General features: G+C 73.3%; 14 protein-coding genes. 5 read left to right on the forward strand and 9 right to left on the reverse strand.

Annotated elements, in window-relative coordinates; translation table 11 throughout:
• Positions 1-6: 6 nt before the first annotated feature.
• Genes ABIC52_RS03875 through ABIC52_RS03890 form a run of 4 tightly spaced genes read right to left on the reverse strand, consistent with a single transcriptional unit; the run spans position 7 to position 3,928 of the window.
• A complete protein-coding gene (locus tag ABIC52_RS03875) occupies positions 7-858 on the reverse strand; it encodes a class I SAM-dependent methyltransferase (RefSeq protein WP_209677703.1) in 852 nt (283 codons plus the stop codon).
• A 41-nt stretch (positions 859-899) separates the two neighbouring features.
• Positions 900-2,066 carry a P-loop NTPase gene (locus ABIC52_RS03880; RefSeq protein ID WP_354026671.1) on the reverse strand — a complete coding sequence of 389 codons (1,167 nt, stop codon included), beginning with the start codon at positions 2,064-2,066 and terminating at the stop codon, positions 900-902.
• Positions 2,059-2,625, reverse strand: a complete 567-nt coding sequence (locus ABIC52_RS03885) for a DUF1003 domain-containing protein (RefSeq protein ID WP_174234724.1) — start codon at positions 2,623-2,625, stop codon at positions 2,059-2,061. The genes ABIC52_RS03880 and ABIC52_RS03885 overlap by 8 nt, the downstream gene beginning before the upstream one ends.
• Positions 2,609-3,928, reverse strand: coding sequence for a magnesium transporter MgtE N-terminal domain-containing protein (locus ABIC52_RS03890; protein ID WP_126891525.1), 1,320 nt, complete (start codon positions 3,926-3,928; stop codon positions 2,609-2,611). Before ABIC52_RS03890 ends, ABIC52_RS03885 begins: the two co-directional genes overlap by 17 nt.
• A 194-nt stretch (positions 3,929-4,122) precedes the next feature.
• Here ABIC52_RS03890 and ABIC52_RS03895 point away from each other — a divergent pair, with 194 nt between their 5' ends.
• Complete coding sequence (locus ABIC52_RS03895) at positions 4,123-5,220, forward strand: general stress protein (protein ID WP_354026672.1); 1,098 nt, start codon at positions 4,123-4,125, stop codon at positions 5,218-5,220.
• A gap of 72 nt (positions 5,221-5,292) precedes the next feature.
• Here the strand turns inward: ABIC52_RS03895 and ABIC52_RS03900 are convergent, their stop codons facing one another.
• Both ABIC52_RS03900 and ABIC52_RS03905 read right to left on the reverse strand, forming a co-directional pair.
• On the reverse strand, positions 5,293-5,820 hold the full coding sequence (locus ABIC52_RS03900; RefSeq protein WP_308222913.1) for a GNAT family N-acetyltransferase: 528 nt from the start codon (positions 5,818-5,820) through the stop codon (positions 5,293-5,295).
• A 9-nt stretch (positions 5,821-5,829) separates the two neighbouring features.
• The gene (locus ABIC52_RS03905; protein ID WP_354026673.1) at positions 5,830-7,314 is read right to left on the reverse strand and encodes an aminopeptidase P family protein; all 1,485 of its coding nucleotides are present in this window, start codon (positions 7,312-7,314) and stop codon (positions 5,830-5,832) included.
• 61 nt (positions 7,315-7,375) lie between these two features.
• Here ABIC52_RS03905 and ABIC52_RS03910 point away from each other — a divergent pair, with 61 nt between their 5' ends.
• The gene (locus ABIC52_RS03910) at positions 7,376-8,257 is read left to right on the forward strand and encodes a PHP domain-containing protein (RefSeq protein ID WP_126891528.1); all 882 of its coding nucleotides are present in this window, start codon (positions 7,376-7,378) and stop codon (positions 8,255-8,257) included.
• A 174-nt stretch (positions 8,258-8,431) separates the two neighbouring features.
• Here ABIC52_RS03910 and ABIC52_RS03915 read toward each other — a convergent pair whose 3' ends face one another.
• Positions 8,432-9,949 carry a DEAD/DEAH box helicase gene (locus tag ABIC52_RS03915; RefSeq protein ID WP_209823241.1) on the reverse strand — a complete coding sequence of 506 codons (1,518 nt, stop codon included), beginning with the start codon at positions 9,947-9,949 and terminating at the stop codon, positions 8,432-8,434.
• A 104-nt stretch (positions 9,950-10,053) separates the two neighbouring features.
• On the opposite strand from ABIC52_RS03915, the gene ABIC52_RS03920 reads away from it, so the two are divergent.
• A complete protein-coding gene (locus ABIC52_RS03920) occupies positions 10,054-10,770 on the forward strand; it encodes a ferritin-like fold-containing protein (RefSeq protein ID WP_161972693.1) in 717 nt (238 codons plus the stop codon).
• A 101-nt stretch (positions 10,771-10,871) separates the two neighbouring features.
• Here ABIC52_RS03920 and ABIC52_RS03925 read toward each other — a convergent pair whose 3' ends face one another.
• On the reverse strand, positions 10,872-11,159 hold the full coding sequence (locus tag ABIC52_RS03925; protein WP_126892675.1) for a hypothetical protein: 288 nt from the start codon (positions 11,157-11,159) through the stop codon (positions 10,872-10,874).
• Position 11,160: 1 nt separating this feature from the next.
• Complete coding sequence (locus ABIC52_RS03930) at positions 11,161-11,385, reverse strand: DUF3107 domain-containing protein (protein ID WP_126892676.1); 225 nt, start codon at positions 11,383-11,385, stop codon at positions 11,161-11,163.
• Between the two features lie 161 nt (positions 11,386-11,546).
• On the opposite strand from ABIC52_RS03930, the gene ABIC52_RS03935 reads away from it, so the two are divergent.
• Both ABIC52_RS03935 and ABIC52_RS03940 read left to right on the forward strand, forming a co-directional pair.
• Entirely contained in the window at positions 11,547-14,702 is a 3,156-nt protein-coding gene (locus ABIC52_RS03935) for a PD-(D/E)XK nuclease family protein (RefSeq protein ID WP_354026674.1), read from the forward strand.
• Entirely contained in the window at positions 14,699-18,004 is a 3,306-nt protein-coding gene (locus ABIC52_RS03940; protein ID WP_354026675.1) for an ATP-dependent DNA helicase, read from the forward strand. The genes ABIC52_RS03935 and ABIC52_RS03940 overlap by 4 nt, the downstream gene beginning before the upstream one ends.
• Positions 18,005-18,064 lie beyond the last annotated feature (60 nt).

Below are 18,064 nucleotides of genomic sequence, written 5' to 3' on the forward strand. Positions count from 1 at the left end.
CCGTCATCAGTCGCGTGTCGCGACGATCGTGAACGTCGTGGGCATCCGGTCGCGGTCCGCGGCGGGCCAGACCCACGAGCCGTGCCCGTCCTCCTCCATGCGGGGGCTGAAGCGCCACGGCAGCGTGCGCCCCTCGTCGAGTCGGCGCAGGCGGAGCCCGGCGCCGAGCAGGGCGTTGACCACCTCGGACAGCGGGTGCGGCCACTCGTACGTGCGGGTGTTCGCGACGGTGCCCTCGCCGACGTAGGTTCCCGTGCCCTCCCACTGCTGCGCCGTGCCGTCGGGGAAGTACCGGTACCGCGTCACGAGCTCCGCGGCGTCCTCGTCCAGGGCGTACAGCGCCGGGTGGCCGTCGCGGATGAAGAACACCCCGCCCGGTCGGAGGAGACCCGCGACCTGTTCGGCCCAGCGGTCGAGGTCGTCCAACCAGCAGATCGTGCCGATGCTCGTGTAGACGACGTCGAAGTCCCCGGTGACGGCGGCGCGGGCGTCGAGCACGTCGGTCTCCACCCAGGTGACGTCGAGGCCGAGCCGGTCGGCCAGGGCCGCTGCGGACGCGAGCGCCGGCGCGGAGAAGTCGACCCCGGTGAGCCGGGCACCCTCACGGGCGAGGGAGACCGTGTCGGTGCCGATGTGGCACTGCAGGTGGCAGACGTCGAGCCCCGCGAGCGTCCCGCCGGGCAGCCACGGCGTCAGTGCGGGGAGGTCGTCGCGGACGACGTCCGAGCGGTGCGCCGGGTCGTCGAGCGCGGCGACGTCGTACGCGCCCTCGTGGATGGGGACCCGGTCGTCCCAGTTCGCCCGGTTCGTGTCGCGGGCGGCGTCCCAGTCGACGGTGACGTGGTCGGTGCTGTCCATGCAGTCACGCTAGCGGGCGCGTCGACCCGCGAGGTGATCGGTCAGGACAGGGTGAGCCCGAGCTTCCGTCCGGCCAGGCCCCGCCCCATCGTGGTGATCGACCCGGCCACGGCCCGCAGGGCGACCGCAGCGGGGTCCTCCGGTGCGCCGAGCACGACGGGCACCCCGGTGTCCCCGCCCTCCCGGAGCGGCACCGAGAGCGGCACGCGTCCGAGCACCGGCACGGGGACGTCCTGCCCGCGGGAGAGCCGTGCGGCGGTCTCGTCGCCGCCGCCCTCGCCGAACAGGTGCAGGACGCTGCCGTCGGGCTGCACGAGCCCCGCCATGTTCTCCACGACGCCGATGACCCGCTGGCCGGTCTGCCGCGCCACGACCCCGCTGCGCTCGGCGACGTCGGCCGCCGCGGCCTGGGGCGTCGTGACGACGAGCACCTCGGCGTGGGGGAGCAGCTGCCCGACCGAGATGGCCACGTCGCCGGTACCGGGCGGCAGGTCGAGCAGGAGCACGTCGAGGTCGCCGAACCACACGTCGGTCAGGAACTGCGCGACCGTGCGGTGCAGCATCGGACCACGCCAGGACACCGCCGTGGAGACGTCGTCGACGAACATGCCGATCGAGACGACCTTCACTTCGTGGGCGACCGGCGGCAGGATCATGCTGTCGACGCGGGTCGGGCGGGGTGCCACACCGTGATCGTCGGTCAGTCCCATCAGACCGGGGACGCTGAAGCCGTGCACGTCCACGTCGACGATCCCGACCCGCTGCCCGGCCGCTGCCAGGGCGACCGCCAGGTTCACCGTGACCGTCGACTTGCCGACCCCGCCCTTGCCGCTCGTCACGGCGATGACCCGGGTGAGCGAGTCCGGGGTGAACTGCACGCCGCGCGGTCGACCGGCGCGGAGTCGCTCGGTGAGCGCGGTGCGGGTCGCCGGGCTCATCACGGAGACGTCGACGTCGACGTGCTGCACGCCGTCCACGGAACCGGCGGCCGACCGCACGTCGCGCTCGATGGTGTCGGCGGCCGGGCACCCGACGATGGTGAGCTGCAGGTCGACGCGCACCGAGCCTCCCGGCTGCACGTCCACCCCGCGGATCATGTCGAGCTCCGTGACGGGGCGGCGGATCTCGGGGTCGATCACGCGACCGAGCGCAGCGAGGACCGCGGCGCCGAGCTGTTCGTCGGTCGCCGCGGGGGAGTCGTCAGCCACGCGCGCTCGTCGCTCCCTCGCTGTCGTCGACGGCGTCGGCGCGCAGTGCGGCCTCTTCCTGGTCGCGGCGGTCGAGCTCCTCGAGCAGTGAGCGGATCTCGGCGCGGATGAAGTCCTTCGACGCCATGTCCCGCATCGCCAGGCGCAGGGCGACGACCTCGCGCGCCAGGTACTCGGTGTCCGCGAGGTTCCGCTCGGCACGCTGGCGGTCCTGCTCGAACTGCACGCGGTCGCGGTCGTCCTGCCGGTTCTGCGCGAGCAGGATGAGCGGCGCTGCGTACGAGGCCTGCAGCGAGAGCACCAGCGTGAGCGCGGTGAAGCCGATCGCAGCCGAGTCGAACTGCCACGGCTTCGGTGCGAGGGTGTTGTAGCCCATCCACAGCGCACAGAAGAGCGTCAGGCCGACCAGGAACCAGGGCGTGCCCATCGCACGTGCGATGCCCTCGGTTGCGCGACCGAAGGTGTCGCCGCGACCACGGCGTCGGGTCGGGAGCACGCGCGTGCGCATGCCCTTGGGGGAGTCGAGTCGCTCCTGTCGGGCGTCATCCGTTCGGGCCACGGGTGGTCCTCCTTCCCGTCGTCACGGGCGTCTTGCGCTGGCGTTGGCGGAGTCGCGAGGGGGCATCCCCCTCGCCCCGACTTCGCCAGTCGTCCGGCAGGACGTGGTCGAGGACATCATCGATCGTCACCACCCCGACCAGACGGTGGGCGTCGTCGACCACGGGGACGGACACGAGGTTGTAGGTCGCCATCACGCGGGTGACCTCGGCGGCACTGGCGTCCACGCGGACCGGTTCGGTCTGCTGGTCGATGAGCGTGCCGAGGCGTTCGTTCGGCGGGTAGCGGAGCATGCGCTGGAAGTGCACGAGCCCGAGGAACCGACCGGTCGGCGGCTCGTAGGGCGGCAGTACCACGCAGACGCTCGCGCCGAGTGCCGGAGCGAGCTCGTGCCGGCGGATGAGCGCCAGGCCCTCGGCCACGGTCGCGTCCGCCGAGACGATGACGGGCTCCGTCGTCATGAGACCACCGGCGGTGTCCGGCTCGTACTCCAGGAGCATGCGGACGTCCTGCGCCTCCTCCGGCTCCATGAGCTGCAGCAGGGCCTCGCTCCGGTCGTCGGGGAACTGCGCGAGCACGTCGGCGGCGTCGTCGGGCTGCATCTGGTCGAGCACGTCGGCGGCGCGGGCGTCCTCGAGGCGGGTGAGGATCTCGATGCGCTCCTGGTCGGGCATCTCCTCGAGCACGTCGGCGAGCCGGTCGTCGGGGAGCTCCTCGGCGACCTCGAACCGGCGCTCCTCGGGCAGGTCGAGCAGCGTCGAGGCCAGGTCGGCCGGCAGCAGGTCGGAGTACGCGGCGATGACGTGCTCGGCGGACTGGGCCTCGCCGGGGAGCTCGTCCTCGGTGACCTCGTTCCAGGTGGCGAACGTCGTCGGGCCCTTGCCGAACGGGGACGGGGTCGTCTTCGGCTTCCGGAGGAAGAGCTGCGACACCTCCCAGTCGCCCTGTCCGCGGTCCTCGATCGCGACGTCCTCGATGGTTGCGCGGATGCGCTCCTTCTTGATGAGGACCTTGCGACCGAGCATCTCCGCGATGACGCGGACCTCGCCACCGCGCTGCTCGAAGCGGCGCATGTTGACGATGCCGGTGGTGATGACCTGACCGGCGCCGATCGACGTGACGCGGCCGATGCTCAGGAAGATGCGGCGCTTGCCCGGCACCTCGACGATGAGCCCGACGACGTGCGGGGCGTCGACGCGGCGGTACACGACCAGGACGTCCCGGACGCGACCGACGCGGTCGCCCGCGGGGTCGAAGACGGAGCACCCGGCGAGGCGGGCGACGAAGACCTTCGTGGCGCTCACCCGTCCAGCGTAGTCGCTGCCGCTCGGGCCGGGGACGAGCGGACCCCGCGGACGCTGAGACGACACACGGGGTCGACCCGCAGTTGTCGTCGCTGTCGCTGCTGTCGCTGCTGTCGACGTCGCCGTCGCCGTCGCCCCGGAGGTTCCCGGGAGGCGTACGTGCGATCGCAAGGTGCCCGGTGGATGATGGCTGGGTGAGCAACCAGAGCCCGTTCGCCGGACGCACCGCCCAGGCCTTCCCGACGCTGCCGCGCGGGGACGTCCTCGGCACCTACGACAGCTACCCGGACGCCCAGCGTGTCGTCGCGAAGCTCGCCGAGGCGGACTTCCCCGTCGCGAAGATCGCGATCGTCGGCAACGACCTGAAGACCGTCGAGCGGGTCACCGGCAAGATGACGTACGGCCGTGCGGCGATCGCGGGCGCGCTCTCCGGCCTGTGGCTCGGCATCTTCTTCGGCATCGTGCTGACGCTGTTCTCGCCGACCGCCGGCGGCCTGATCATCGCCGCCGCGATCATCGGTGCCGCGTTCGGCATGCTCTACGGCATCGTGTCCTTCGCGATCACGAAGCGGCAGCGCGACTTCACGAGCGTGCACCAGGTGCTCGCCACGAACTACCAGATCGTCGTCGACCCGCAGCTCACGGGCCAGGCGCAGCGAATCCTCGGGCAGCACGGTGCGACGCCGTCCACCCACTGGAACGACGCACCGCAGCCGGGAGCGCCCGGTTCGCAGGCCCGCCCCTTCCAGGGGCAGGAGCCGTGGCGTCCGGGTCCGCAGCAGGGATCGCCCTACGGCGGCCACGCGACACCGCACCAGCAAACCCGGCCGGGAGGCCCGCAGCAGTCCGGCCCGTCGGCCGGCGGTCCGCAGGCGGGTGCGTCCCACCCCGGGAACGGCCCGCGGTACGGGACGAACGACGGTCCCCGCTACGGCGCGAACGACGGTCAGCGGAACGACGGCCCGCGGAACGGTTCGACCGACGGTCCGCGGCCCAGCACGAGCGACGGCCCGCGCTACGGGACGAACGACGGTCCCCGATACGGCACGAACGACGGTCCCCGCTACGGCGAGACCCCGCAGACGGCGCAGCAGCCCGCGCCGCCGTCGGACCCCCGCGTCCCGCAGTCCCGGCCGGACCAGCCCCCGCAGTACGGGGAGCGCGTCGGCGGCACCGACCAGCGTCCCGACGGTCGCGACCAGCGTCACGATGACGCCGACCAGCGTCCCGACGGTGCCGACCAGCGCCCCGGCTCGGCATCCGACGACCGTCGCGACGGCGAGCGCGGCTGACGAACCCCGATCACACAGGAAGCCCGCGTCGACGATCGTCGACGCGGGCTTCCTGTGTGAGGGGTGGATCGTTCAGAGCACCTTCGAGTAGCAGATCGATCGCGCCGCGCCGACGTACGGCCCGAACTGGGCGATCCGACGGAAGCCCTCGCGCTCGTAGAACCCGATGGCCCGCTTCTGCTCGTCGCCGGTCTCGAGCACGAGCGCCGGGGAACCCAGGTCGATCGCGGCCTCCTCGAGGCGACGGAGGATCGCGCTCGACACCCCGGCCCCGCGGGACTCCGGTCGCACGTACATCCGCTTCACCTCGGCGATGCCGTCCTGCACCAGGCGCAGGCCGCCGCAGCCGAGGGGCGTGCCGTCCTCGTCACGGGCGAGGAAGAACACGGCGATCGAGTCCGCCGTCGGCTTCTCGCCCGGTTCGGTGTCCCCGCCGTAGGCCCGGTCGATCTCCAGTCGCTGCGCGGCACGGAGCCGCTGCGCGTCGGGGGAGTCGAAGTGCTCGACGTCGATCACGAGTCCGCGCGGCACGTCGACGCCCGTCCGGCTGTCCGGCTGGGCTGTGGTCGTGCTGGGGGAGGCCTCGGGCGTCGTCGTCACGTCCCCAGGCTAGCGGCCGGTGCGGGCGATCCACCCCTCCACTTCCGAGGGGGTCCGCGGGATGCCGACGGACAGGTTCTCGGCGCCGTCCTCGGTCACCAGGATGTCGTCCTCGATGCGGACGCCGATGCCGCGGAACTCCTCGGGCACGGTCAGGTCGTCCTGCTGGAAGTACAGGCCGGGCTCGATCGTGAACACCATGCCGGGCTGCACGATGCCGTCGATGTACATCTCGCGACGGGCCTTGGCGCAGTCGTGGACGTCGAGCCCGAGGTGGTGGCTCGTCCCGTGCACCATGTAGCGGCGGTGGAACTGGTTGTCCGGCTGCAGCGACTCCTCGGCGGTGCCCGGCAGGAAGCCCCACTCGGCGGTCTTCTTCGCGATGACCTCCATCGCGGTGGCGTGCACCTCGCGGAAGGTGATGCCCGGCTTCACGATCGCGAACGCGGCGTCGGCTGCCTCGAGCACGGCCTCGTAGACCATGCGCTGCACGTCGGTGAAGGTGCCCGACACGGGGAGCGTCCGGGTGATGTCGGCGGTGTAGAACGAGTCGACCTCGACCCCGGCGTCGATCAGGATGAGGTCGCCCGGCTGCACGGCGCCGTCGTTCCGGGTCCAGTGCAGGATGCAGGCGTGGGGGCCGGACGCGGCGATGGTGTCGTAACCGACCGTGTTGCCGTCGGCTCGTGCACGGCGGTTGAAGGTGCCCTCGACGATGCGCTCGCCACGGGGGTGTGCCAGGACGGCGTCGAAGTCGGCGATGACGTCGTCGAAACCGGACTTGGTGGCCTCGACGGCCTTGCGGAGCTCGTTCACCTCGTAGGCGTCCTTCACGAGCCGGAGCTCGGACAGGTCGCGGGAGAGCACGTCGTCGGTCGCGGGGGTCTCGTCCACCGCGTCCGCTCCACCGACCGTGGTGCCGAGGCGGGTGTCGATCGCACGCGTGAGCTCGGTGTCGGCGTCGCGGACGAGCAGGACCGACGCGTCGAGGCCGTCCGCGACCTCGGCGAAGGTACCGAGGTCGGCCGTCGCGAGCCCGAGGTCGGCCGCGACCTCGTCGAGCGAGGGGCGGGGTCCGACCCAGAACTCGCCGATCTCGGGGTTCGCGTAGAACTCCTCGGAGTCGCGGCCGGCCGTGGCACGGAAGTACAGCGTGGCGTCGTGCCCGGACCCGTTCGGCGTCATCACGAGCACGGAGCCGACGACCGTGTCGGTGCCCCAGCCGGTCAGGTGCGCGAAGGTCGAGTGCGGGCGGAAGGGGTAGTCGCAGTCGTTCGAGCGCACCTTCGCCTGCCCGGCGGGCACCACGATCGTGCGCCCGGGGTGCAGCTCCGAGATCCGGGCGCGGCGCTCGGCAGCGAAGGCCGACTGCTCGCGGGGCTCGGGGATCGGCCGCGCACGGTCCGCCCACTGCGACGCGATGTGGTCCTTGAAGGTCGAGGACCCGGGGGTGGTGGAACGGTTGCTCGTCGCGCGGGGAGTGGTGTCGGCCATGTCACCCATCATCGCACCGAGCTGACCCTCCGGCCTGAGCGGCTGTTCACCTGTCGGTAGCATGGTCGACGTGCCCGATCCGTTCATCGACCTGCACGCCCACTCGAGCGTGTCCGACGGCACCGAGCGGCCGGCAGACCTCGTCGCCGCAGCCGCCGCTGCCGGCCTCGACGGCGTCGCCCTGACGGACCACGACACCACCGCGGGGTGGGACGAAGCGATCGCCGCCGTCCGCGACCGCCCGATGTCGCTCCTGCCCGGACTCGAACTGAGCACGCGCGTCGGCCACCGCAGCGTGCACGTGCTCGGCTACCTGGTCGACCCGACCGACGACGCCCTGGTCGCGGAGACCAGCCGGATCCGCGACGGCCGGTACTCGCGGGCACGGCGCATGGTCGAGCGCATCGGCCGCGACCACCCGATCACGTGGGAGGACGTCCTCGCCCAGGCGCGCGACGGCGCCACGATCGGCCGTCCGCACATCGCCGACGCCCTGGTCGCCCGCGGGCTCGAGCCCGACCGCAGCGCAGCCTTCCGCGGGATCCTGCACCCCGCGTCCGGCTACTACGAGCCGCACGAGGCACCGACGCCCCTCCGCGGGGTCGAACTCATCCGCGGCGCCGGCGGCGTCCCCGTGATCGCGCACCCGGCTGCGTCCTCGCGCGGGATCGTGATCGACGAGCCGATGCTCCGCGAGCTGGTCGACGCCGGCCTCGGCGGACTCGAGGTCGACCACCGCGAGAACCTCGCCCACGGCAAGCGCACGCTGCTCGACTGGGCGGGCCGCTACGACCTGTTCGTCACCGGCTCGAGCGACTACCACGGCACCGGCAAGCCGAACCGCTTCGGCGAGCACCGCACTGCGCGGCGCTCCTTCGACACCATCGTCGACCAGGCCACCGGCAGCGCCCCGGTCCACGGCGCGGGCTCCCGCCTGGCCTGAGGCCCGGTCCCGCTCGGTCCGACCGGGGCCGAGCCTCGGTCCGAGCGACATTTCTCGCGTTCCGGGGCGCGAGCAACGTCGCTGGGCCCGAGACCCGGGCGCGGCAGGCCGGCGCGTGCGTGAGGACGACGAAGGGCCCGTCGCGTCAGCGACGGGCCCTTCGGTCTGGAGGCGCTACTCGCCGTCCGACGACCCCTGCGGAGCCGAGGCGGTCGCCTCGGCAGAGCCGCTGCCGCCGCTGCGACGGCGACGACGACGGCGGCGCTTGGCGGCGCCGTCGGTCGAGGTGCCCTCGGCAGCGGGCTGCGCGTCGGTCGACGGCTCCGCGTCGGTGCCGGTGGTCTGCTCGGCGGGGGCCGACGCGTCGGACTGCTGCGAGCCTCCAGGACGGGTCCGGGTGCGGGACCGCGAACGCGAGCCGCTGCGCTCGCCGCCCTGGCGGTCGCCGCTGCGCGCGCCGCGCTCGGTGCGCTGCGGGGCGGAGCCGGCCTCGGCCGCGTGCGAGGACGCGCCGGGCAGGCGGCCCTTCGTCCCCGCGGGGATGTCGAGGTCGGCGAACAGGTGCGGCGACGACGAGTAGGTCTCGACGGGCTCGGGGATGCCGAACTCGAGGGCCTTGTCGATGAGCGTCCACTTGTGCAGGTCGTCCCAGTCGACGAACGTGACCGCGATGCCGGTCTTGCCCGCACGACCGGTGCGGCCGGCGCGGTGCAGGTAGGTGTCCGGGTCGTCCGGGATCGTGTGGTTGATGACGTGCGTGACGTCGTCCACGTCGATGCCGCGGGCGGCGACGTCGGTCGCGATGAGCACGTCGCGCTTGCCCGCCTTGAACGCCGCCATCGCGCGCTCGCGCTGCTCCTGGTTGAGGTCGCCGTGGACGGCTGCGGCGTTGAAGCCGCGGTCCTTCAGTTCCTCGACCAGCTTCGCCGCCGCGCGCTTCGTGCGGGTGAAGATGACGGTCTTGCCGCGACCCTCGGCCTGCAGGATGCGGGCGATGACCTCGTCCTTGTCGAGCGAGTGCGCGCGGTAGATGACGTGCTTGATGTTCGCCTGCGTCAGGCCCTCGTCGGGGTCCGTCGCGCGGATGTGCACCGGACGCGTCATGAAGCGACGTGCGAGCGCGACGATCGGCGCGGGCATCGTCGCCGAGAACAGCATCGTGTGCCGCACCGCGGGGACCGCCTGGAAGATGCGCTCGATGTCCGACAGGAAGCCGAGGTCGAGCATGCGGTCGGCCTCGTCGAGCACGACCTCTTGCACCTTCGACAGGTCGAGGAGGCGCTGGCGCTGCAGGTCGATGAGGCGACCGGGGGTCCCGACGACGATCTGCGCGCCGGCCTTGAGCTGCTCGATCTGGCCCTCGTACGCCTTGCCGCCGTAGATGGAGACGATCGTGGTCGAGCGGTTCGACGTGGCGACCTCGAGGTCCTCGGTCACCTGCACGGCGAGTTCACGCGTGGGGACGACGACGAGCGCCTTGACGCCGTGTTCGGGGTCCGCGCCGAGGCGCTGGATCAGCGGGAGGCCGAAGCCGAAGGTCTTGCCGGTACCGGTCTTGGCCTGGCCGATGATGTCCTGGCCGGTGAGGGCGAGCGGGATCGTCTGCTGCTGGATCGGGAAGGGCTCGCTGATGCCCTTCGTCGCGAGCGCGTCGACGATGTCCTGCTCGATGGAGAGGTCTGCGAAAGTCAATGGATCACCTTGGTCCTGGTGGGAGTCCCGGCCAGTCTACCGACGGCCGGCGACGACAGCGCCCGCCGGGCGGGAGCGGCGCCCGTTCCCCGTATGCTCGGGGCATGGTGTCGTGGTGGAACCGGAAGCGCGCTGCGCAGCTCGCAGCCGCGTGGTTGGCGTCGCGCAACCCGCGGAACGCCTCGCCCGTGGAGCGCCTGCAGCTGGACGACGTGAGCCCGGAGCTCGACGTGTACCTGGGGCAGGCCGCCTACCTGCAGCTCTCGCTCTACGAGACGATGGGGCGTGCCGGGGCCGCGGCGCCGACGATGTCCGGACGCCTCGTGACGGGTGTGCTCGCGACGACGGCGCTCGAGCGGCACCGGACGATCGTCGCCGAGATCGAACGAGGCGGGTGGGCACCGGCGGAGCTCATGGAGCCGCACCGCGAGGCGATCGACCGCTTCCTGCTGCGCACCAGTGGCGCCGACTGGTACGAGTCGATGCTCACCGGGTACGTGACGGCGGGCATCCTCAACGACCTGTTCGGCAGCCTGCTCCGCTCGCTGCCGCTCGACGTCCGACAGCGACTGCGCACGGTCTTCGACGCGCGCGAGGAGCCCGCGGTCGTGCAGGAGCTGTCCGAGCACATCGAGCAGGACCCGCGTGTCGGGTCGCGGCTGGCCATGTGGGGCCGCCGACTCGTCGGGGACACCCTGCTCGTGGCACGGTCCGCGCTGGCGGTCCACGCGCGGGAGGACCAGGAGAAGCTCGAGCCGGTGTGGACGGAGCTCATCGCGGCACACACGCGGCGGATGGACGCGCTCGGGCTGACCGCCTGAGGGGCGGCGGTCCGGTCGGGCTGGCCCCGGGGGTACGGTCAGGCGCGTTCGGCGCGGGAGCGCTCGGCGCGGTCGTGCTCGTCCGTGCAGGACCGGTGCGGTCAGGCGCGGGCCCGCTCGAAGAAGTCCTCGTCCGCGGCGGTGCGGCGACGACCCAGGACCCACTCGGTGACGACGGCGACGACGCCGGCGCCGACCAGGGCGAGCACCCAGATCCAGCCGCCGTCGTACGGCCAGCCGGCCCAGGTCAGGGCCTCCCACACGACGGCGGCGACGACGCCGCCGACCACCGGGCCGAGCAGCGCACCGCGCGTCGAGCGCCAGGGCACGACGACGTGCGCGACGGCCCCGGCGATGAGGCCGCCGAGCACGGCGAAGAGCAGCTCCACGTCAGGCGACGAAGCCGATGCGGCGCGACTCCTCTGCACCGACCTCGACGTAGGCGAGCGCGGCGACCGGCACGATGAACCGGCGGCCCTTCTCGTCCTTGAGGGAGAGGTGGGTCGACTGCGACTCGAGGGCTGCTGCCACGGCCTGCTCGATCTCCTCGGCGCTCTGGGCGGTCTCGAAGGCGATCTCGCGCGGGCTGTTGATGATGCCGATCTTGATGTCCACGAGCACAGCGTATCCGAGCGGCCCCCGACGACACCGGGCGTTCGCCCGGGGCGCACCGCAGCGGTGGCGGCGGTGTGTTCCTCGCACCGGGCCGGAGCGCACGCGGCTCCGGTCGCGGTGGGTCGGCCGCTGCTGTCGGCCGTGGTCGGTACCGTGTCCGCGTGCCCAGGACCACGCTGACGACCCTCCCCGAGGACGTCGGGGTCGCCCGTGCGCTCGTCGCCGACCCCGCGCAGGATGCCGTCCTGACGCTGCCCGACGCCCGGCACGCCGCCGTGATCGGCGCACCGGGCACCGGCAAGACCACCACGCTCACGCGGCTCGTCGCCGAGCGGCTCGCCCGTCCGGACGGGATCTCGCCCGACGGCCACGCGGCGGTGCTCGCGCTGACGTCCGCCCGGACAGCGGCGACCGCGCTCCGCGACCGTCTGGCGGCCGCCGTCGACCGGGTCGTCCCCGGGGCGCTCGCCCGGACCGTCAACTCCCTCGCCTTCCAGGTCGTCGCACACGCAGCGGCGCTGCAGGGGCAGGAAGCGCCGACGCTGCTGACCGGTGGTGAGCAGGACCGCATCATCGCCGACCTGCTCGACGGGCACGAGATCGACGGTGGCGGTCCCGCGTGGCCGGCCCCGATCACCGCCGTCGTCCGGGAGCGTGCAGGGTTCCGGACCGCGCTCCGTGACGTGATGATGCGGGCCGTGGCCGCCGGTGTGGAGCCCGACGACATGCGCGAGCTCGCCGACGAGCGCGGACGCCCCGAGTGGCGCGCGGTCGGCGACTTCGTGGACGAGTACCGCGCGTCGGTGACGGCCTTCCGCGGCAGCAGCCTCGACTCGGCGGAGCTGGTGGCCTTCGCGACGGCCGCCGTCCTGCGGCACGAGGTCCCGGCGAGCGTCGCGGCGCTGCGGCTGGTCGTCGTGGACGACACCCAGGAACTCGTCGAGGGCGAGATCGCCCTGCTCGGCGCACTCGCGCGTTCCGGCGTGCAGGTCGTGGCGTTCGGCGACCCGGACATCGCGGCCTCGGCGTTCCGTGGCGCCGAACCGGACGTGCTCGGACGCCTGGCCGTCCGGCTCGGGGTCGAGCGCGTCGACGAGGTCGTGCTCGGCACGGTGCACCGGCACGCAGCGCCGGTCCGGGCGCTCGTCGGAGCGGTCACCGCACGGATCGGCGCCGCCGCGGCCGGACGGCAGCGGACCGCCGTGGCATCGACGACCGACGCCCGCAGCGACGCCGTGCTGCACCTCGAGGCGGGCAGCCGGTCGGCGCTCGTCGTCGCGGTCGTTCGACGGCTCCGCGAACACCGGCTGCTGGACGGCGTCCCGTGGCACCGGATGGCCGTCGTCACCCGCAGCGGCGCAGCCATCCCCGAGCTCGTCCGGGCGCTGTCCGTCGCCGAGGTCCCCGCGACGGCGGGCGCCGCTCCCGTCCGTCCGCGGGACGACAGCGCCGCCCGGGCGCTGCTCGACGCCGCCGCGGTCGCCCTCGGGGTGGTCCCGCTCGACGCCGACCTCGCCACGTCCTTCGCGACCGGACCCCTCGGAGGGCTCGACACCCTGGCGATGCGACGCCTCCGGCTCGCCCTGCGCCGCGAGGAGCTCGCGGGCGGCGGCACCCGCACCGCCGACGAGCTGCTCGTGGACGCCCTCGGCGCGCCCGAACGGCTCGCGACCGTCGACGCCGGCTTCGCCCGTCGCGCGACCCGGCTCGCGCGAAGCCTCGTCCAGGCACGGGCGGACGCCACCGCCGACGCGAGCATCGAGGAGATCCTCTGGGGACTGTGGGAACGCAGCGGTCTGGCGACGACGTGGGGCGGACAGTCGGCGGCAGGCGGGGTCGGCGCTGCCGAAGCCGACCGGCACCTCGACGCCGTCGTCGGGCTCTTCACCGCGGCGAAGCGCTTCGTCGAGCGCACGCCGGACGCGCCCGCGCGGGTGTTCGTCGACGACCTGCTCGGCGCCGACCTGCCCGAGGACTCCATCGGCCCCGACCGGACAGCGGGCCGCGTGCGGGTGCTCACCCCGTCGGCCACCATCGGGCTCGAGTGCGACGTGGTCGTCGTGCTCGGGCTGCAGGACGGTGTGTGGCCGAACACCCGGGTGCGCGGGAGCCTGCTCGACCCGGACGGGCTGGTCCGTGCTGCTGCCGGCATCGACGACCGGTCCGTCGACGACCGGGCGGCGGTGATCGCGGACGAGCTCCGGTTGTTCGCCCGCGCCGTCTCCCGAGCCACGACCCAGGTCGTCATCGGCACGGTCGCCAACGACGACGAGGCACCGTCGCCCTTCGTCCGGCTCGTCCCGGTGCCGCCGGACCGGCAACCGACCGCGCACCCGCTGTCGCTCCGGGGCATGGCCGGGTCACTGCGCCGCCGTGTGGTGACCACGGGCGACCACGAGGCGGCTTCGGCCCTCGCGCGGCTCGCCGAGGCCGGGGTCGCCGGTGCGTCCCCGGACGAGTGGTACGGGACCGCCGAGCCGACGACCGAGGACCCGCTGGTCGACCTGGACGCCCCGCCGGCACCCGAGCACGAGGACGGCGAGCCGGTCGCCCCGACGGTGGCGGTGTCACCCTCGCGCATCGGCACCTTCGAGGAGTGCCCGGTGCACTGGTTCGTGCAGACCTTCGGCGGCAGCGCGCCGAGCCCGGCGATGGGCATCGGGACGATCGTCCACGAGGCGATGGAGCAGGCCACCGCGGTCGACGTCGAGTCGCTGTGGGACCACGTCGAGGGGCGGTGGGACGAACTGACCTTCGAGTCGCCGTGGGTCGCGGACCGCGAACGGGCGCGGACCCGCCGCATGATCGAGGGGCTCAGCGACTACCTGCGGACGTTCGCGAGCGCCGGACGACGGCTGCTCGGCGCGGAGACCTCGTTCGCGCTCGTCACCGGGCCGGCGCGCATGCGCGGCAGCATCGACCGGATCGAGGTCGACCCGGACGGCCGGGTCAGCGTCGTCGACCTGAAGACCGGGCGGTCGATGCCGAGCGAGAAGAACGACATGCCCGAGCACCCGCAGCTCGGCGCCTACCAGCTCGCGGTCGAGGACGGCGCGGTCGAGGGCGTCCCGGCCGGTGCCCCGATGGCGGACGCCCGACTCGTCTTCGTGCAGAACCCCCGCTCCGGACGGGCCTTCTCGGAACGCACGCAGCACGCGTTCGACGACGAGGCCCGCGAGGCCTACCGTGCGCGACTGCACGGGGTCGCGAGGGGAATGGCCGGACGGACGTTCCTGGCGAACGTCGACGACCACTGCGACCGTGCCCGCACCGGCGTCGAGTGCCGCATCCACGTGGTGGGAGAGGTGACCTGGTGACGACCGAGACCGACACCCAGACCGAGACGGGCCCGCAGACCGTGCCCGACGCGCACACCGACCCCGAGGCGCGCGTCGTCGCGGACGTGTCCACCGCTGCCCACGACGCCGACGCGATCGCCGACGCCCTCGGCCGTCCTCGTCCGACCGACCAGCAGCGCGCGGTCATCGAGTCGCCGCTCGCACCCGCCCTCGTCGTCGCCGGGGCCGGCAGCGGCAAGACCGAGACGATGGCCTCGCGTGTGGTGTGGTTGCTCGCGAACGGGTTCGTGCGCCCGGCCGAGGTGCTCGGCCTGACGTTCACCCGCAAGGCCGCCGGCGAGCTCTCCGTGCGCATCAACGACCGGATCCGTGCGCTCGAGGACGTCGGGCTCCTGACCGCCGGTGACGCCTTCGAGGCACCGACCGTGTCGACCTACAACGCCTTCGCCAACGCCGTGTTCCGCGAGAACGCCCTGCTGGTCGGCCGCGACGGCGAGTCGCAGGTGCTGACCGAGCCGTCCGCGTGGCAGCTCGCCCGGCGCGTGGTCGTCGGCGCGCGGGACGACCGGCTCGCCGGCCTCGACCGCGACGTCGACACCGTGACCGCCGCCGTCGTGTCGCTGGCCGGAGCGGTGTCCGAGCACCTCGTCGACCCGGGCGACCTGCGGCGGTTCGCGATCGACTTCGGCGCCCTGCTCGAGCTGCCGGGCAACACCAGGGGCAACCCCTACAAGGCGGTGACCGACGCGGTGTCGGCGATCGGGGCGCTGGAGCCGCTGGTCGACCTGGTCGAGGAGTTCCGTCGACAGAAGGTCGACCGCGGCTTCGTCGAGTTCTCCGACCAGATTGCCCTCGCGCTCGCCGCCGCCGAGTCGGCCCCACGCGTGGTCGAGGACCTGCGGAGCCGGTTCCGCGTGGTGCTCCTCGACGAGTACCAGGACACCTCGGTCGTGCAGACGCGGTTCCTCGCCCGGCTCTTCCGGGGGCACCCGGTGATGGCGGTGGGCGACCCGCACCAGTCGATCTACGGCTTCCGCGGCGCGAGTGCGGCGAACCTGGCGCGCTTCCCGCGCGACTTCGGCGACCGGTCGGGAGGCCCCGGTCCGGCCGAGGCACCGGTCACCTTCGCGCTGTCCACCAGCTGGCGCAACCCCGTCGACGTGCTCGCCGGCGCGAACGCGGTCGTCGACCCGCTCTCGGCTGCGTCCGAGGTGGCGGTGGAACGACTCGCGCCGCGGCCGGGCGCTGACCGCGGCACCGTGACCGCCGTCTTCCCGGAGACCCTGCCGGAGGAGGCGGACGCCGTCGCCCGCTGGTTCGCGGAGCGCCGGAGCGCATCGCCGGAGGGCTCGATGGCCCTGCTGCTGCGCTCGCGGAAGGACCTGGCGGCCTTCACCGCCGCGCTCGGCGCCCACCGGGTGCCGTTCCACGTGCTGGGCACCGGCGGCCTCCTGCAACGCCCCGAGATCGTCGACCTGGTGGCGTGTCTCCGGGTGCTGCACGACCCGGCGGCGGGCAACGACCTCATCCGACTGCTCGCCGGTGCACGGTGGCGCGTCGGTGCCGCGGACATCGCCGCACTGCACGAGCTCGCCCGCTGGCTGTTCCGTCGCGACCACACCCAGCAGCGCCTCGACGACGAGCTGACGGCGGCCTTCCGAGCCTCGGTCGCCGCCGGGGAGCACGGGTCGATCGTCGACGCCCTCGACTTCGTCGCGAGTGCCCCGGACGACCACGGTGCCCTCGCGGGCATCAGTCCTGCCGGCCGTCAGCGGATGCGCGACCTCGGGCAGCAGCTCGCAGCGCTCCGGTCCCGCGCCGCCGGGGACCTCGTCGACTTCGTCACGCTGGTGGTGCAGGAGATGCGCCTCGACGTCGAGGTCGCCGCGCACGAGCAGGGCAGTGCCGCGTTCCTCGACGCGTTCGTCGACGAGCTCGCCGGCTTCGTGACGACCGACGACCGCGCCGACCTCGGGGCGTTCCTCGGCTGGATCGACGCCGCCGCCCGCCGCGACGACATGGGCCCGCGGTCCGAGGAGCCCGAGGCCGGCACCGTGCAGATCCTGACGATCCACGGGTCGAAGGGGCTGGAGTGGGACGCGGTCGCCGTGCCGCGGCTCGTCGAGGGAGCGCTGCCCGCCCGGCCGCAGGAGGGCTCCTCGGGGTGGCTCGGCTTCGGCCGACTGCCGTACGAGTTCCGCGGGGACGCCGAGGAGCTCCCTCGGCTCGACTGGCGGGGCCACGAGGACCAGAAGGGCGTCGTCGACGCGATCGAGGCCTACAAGGAGCAGGTGAAGGCCCGCAACGAGGACGAGGAGCGTCGGCTGACCTACGTGGCGCTGACACGGGCTCGGCACGACCTGCTCGTGTCCGGGTCGTCGTGGGCCGGCGGGGTCAAGCCGACCGCCCCGAGCCGGTACCTCCACGACCTGGTCGAGGCCGGGGTCGTCGCCGCGGAGGCCGTCCCCGAGGGCACCGTGCACGAGGAGAACCCGCTCGGCGGGGACGGCGCGACCCAGACGTGGCCGCACGTGCCGTTCGGGCAGCGGGGCGCCCGGGTGCTCGCCGCCGCCGACCGGGTGCGGAACGCGAACCCGGGCGCCGCCGGACGCTTCGCGGCGGACATCGACCTGCTGCTCGCCGAGCGGCAGGCTGCGCGGTCGGCACGGCACCGTGTCGCGATCCCGCACCGAGTACCGGCGTCCAGGTTCAAGGACTACGTCGGGAAGCCGGACGCGGTCGCCGAGCGCCTGCGTCGGCCGATGCCGGAACGGCCGTACCGCGCGACCAGGCTCGGCACGCTCTTCCACCAGTGGGTCGAGCAGCGTGCGCGCAGCGGTGGCTCGCTCGAGACCCTCGACCTGTGGGACGACGAACGCGACCTCGACGCCGACGAGGCCGTCGACGCCTCGACGGACGCTGCGGTCACCGACGACGACGCGCGTCGACTGTCGGCGTTCCAGGCGACGTTCGCCCGGTCACGCTGGGCGGACCTGACCCCGGTCGAGGTCGAACGCGAGATCCACATCCCCTTCCTCGGGCACAGCGTCGTCTGCAAGCTCGATGCCGTGTACGAGATCGACGGGCGTGCCGAGGTGGTCGACTGGAAGACCGGCAAGGCGCCCACCGGAGCGGACGACCTGGCTGCACGGCAGCTGCAGCTCGCGCTGTACCGCGTGGCGTACGCCGAGTTCACCGGGCGACCGGTCGACGAGGTCGACGCGGTCTTCTACTTCGTCGCGGACGACCTCGAGGTCCGGCCCACGGCACTGCTGGACCGCGCGGGCCTCGAGCGCGCCTGGCAGGACGCGCTCGGCTGACGCGACGACGTCGGCACGGACACCGAGTCGGACGGGAGGCGCGGGGCGGGGTCGCGCCGA

It is taken from the genome of Curtobacterium oceanosedimentum (assembly GCF_040545555.1).
Taxonomy (GTDB): domain Bacteria; phylum Actinomycetota; class Actinomycetes; order Actinomycetales; family Microbacteriaceae; genus Curtobacterium.

What these genes read in the sequence shown, in the direction of transcription:
- ABIC52_RS03910 (WP_126891528.1), top strand. Translation starts at nt 7,376, where the DNA reads ATGGTCGACGTGCCCGATCCGTTCATCGACCTGCACGCCCACTCGAGC.
- ABIC52_RS03920 (WP_161972693.1), top strand. Translation starts at nt 10,054, where the DNA reads ATGGTGTCGTGGTGGAACCGGAAGCGCGCTGCGCAGCTCGCAGCCGCG.
- ABIC52_RS03875 (WP_209677703.1), bottom strand. Translation starts at nt 858, where the DNA reads ATGGACAGCACCGACCACGTCACCGTCGACTGGGACGCCGCCCGCGAC.
- ABIC52_RS03905 (WP_354026673.1), bottom strand. Translation starts at nt 7,314, where the DNA reads ATGGCCGACACCACTCCCCGCGCGACGAGCAACCGTTCCACCACCCCC.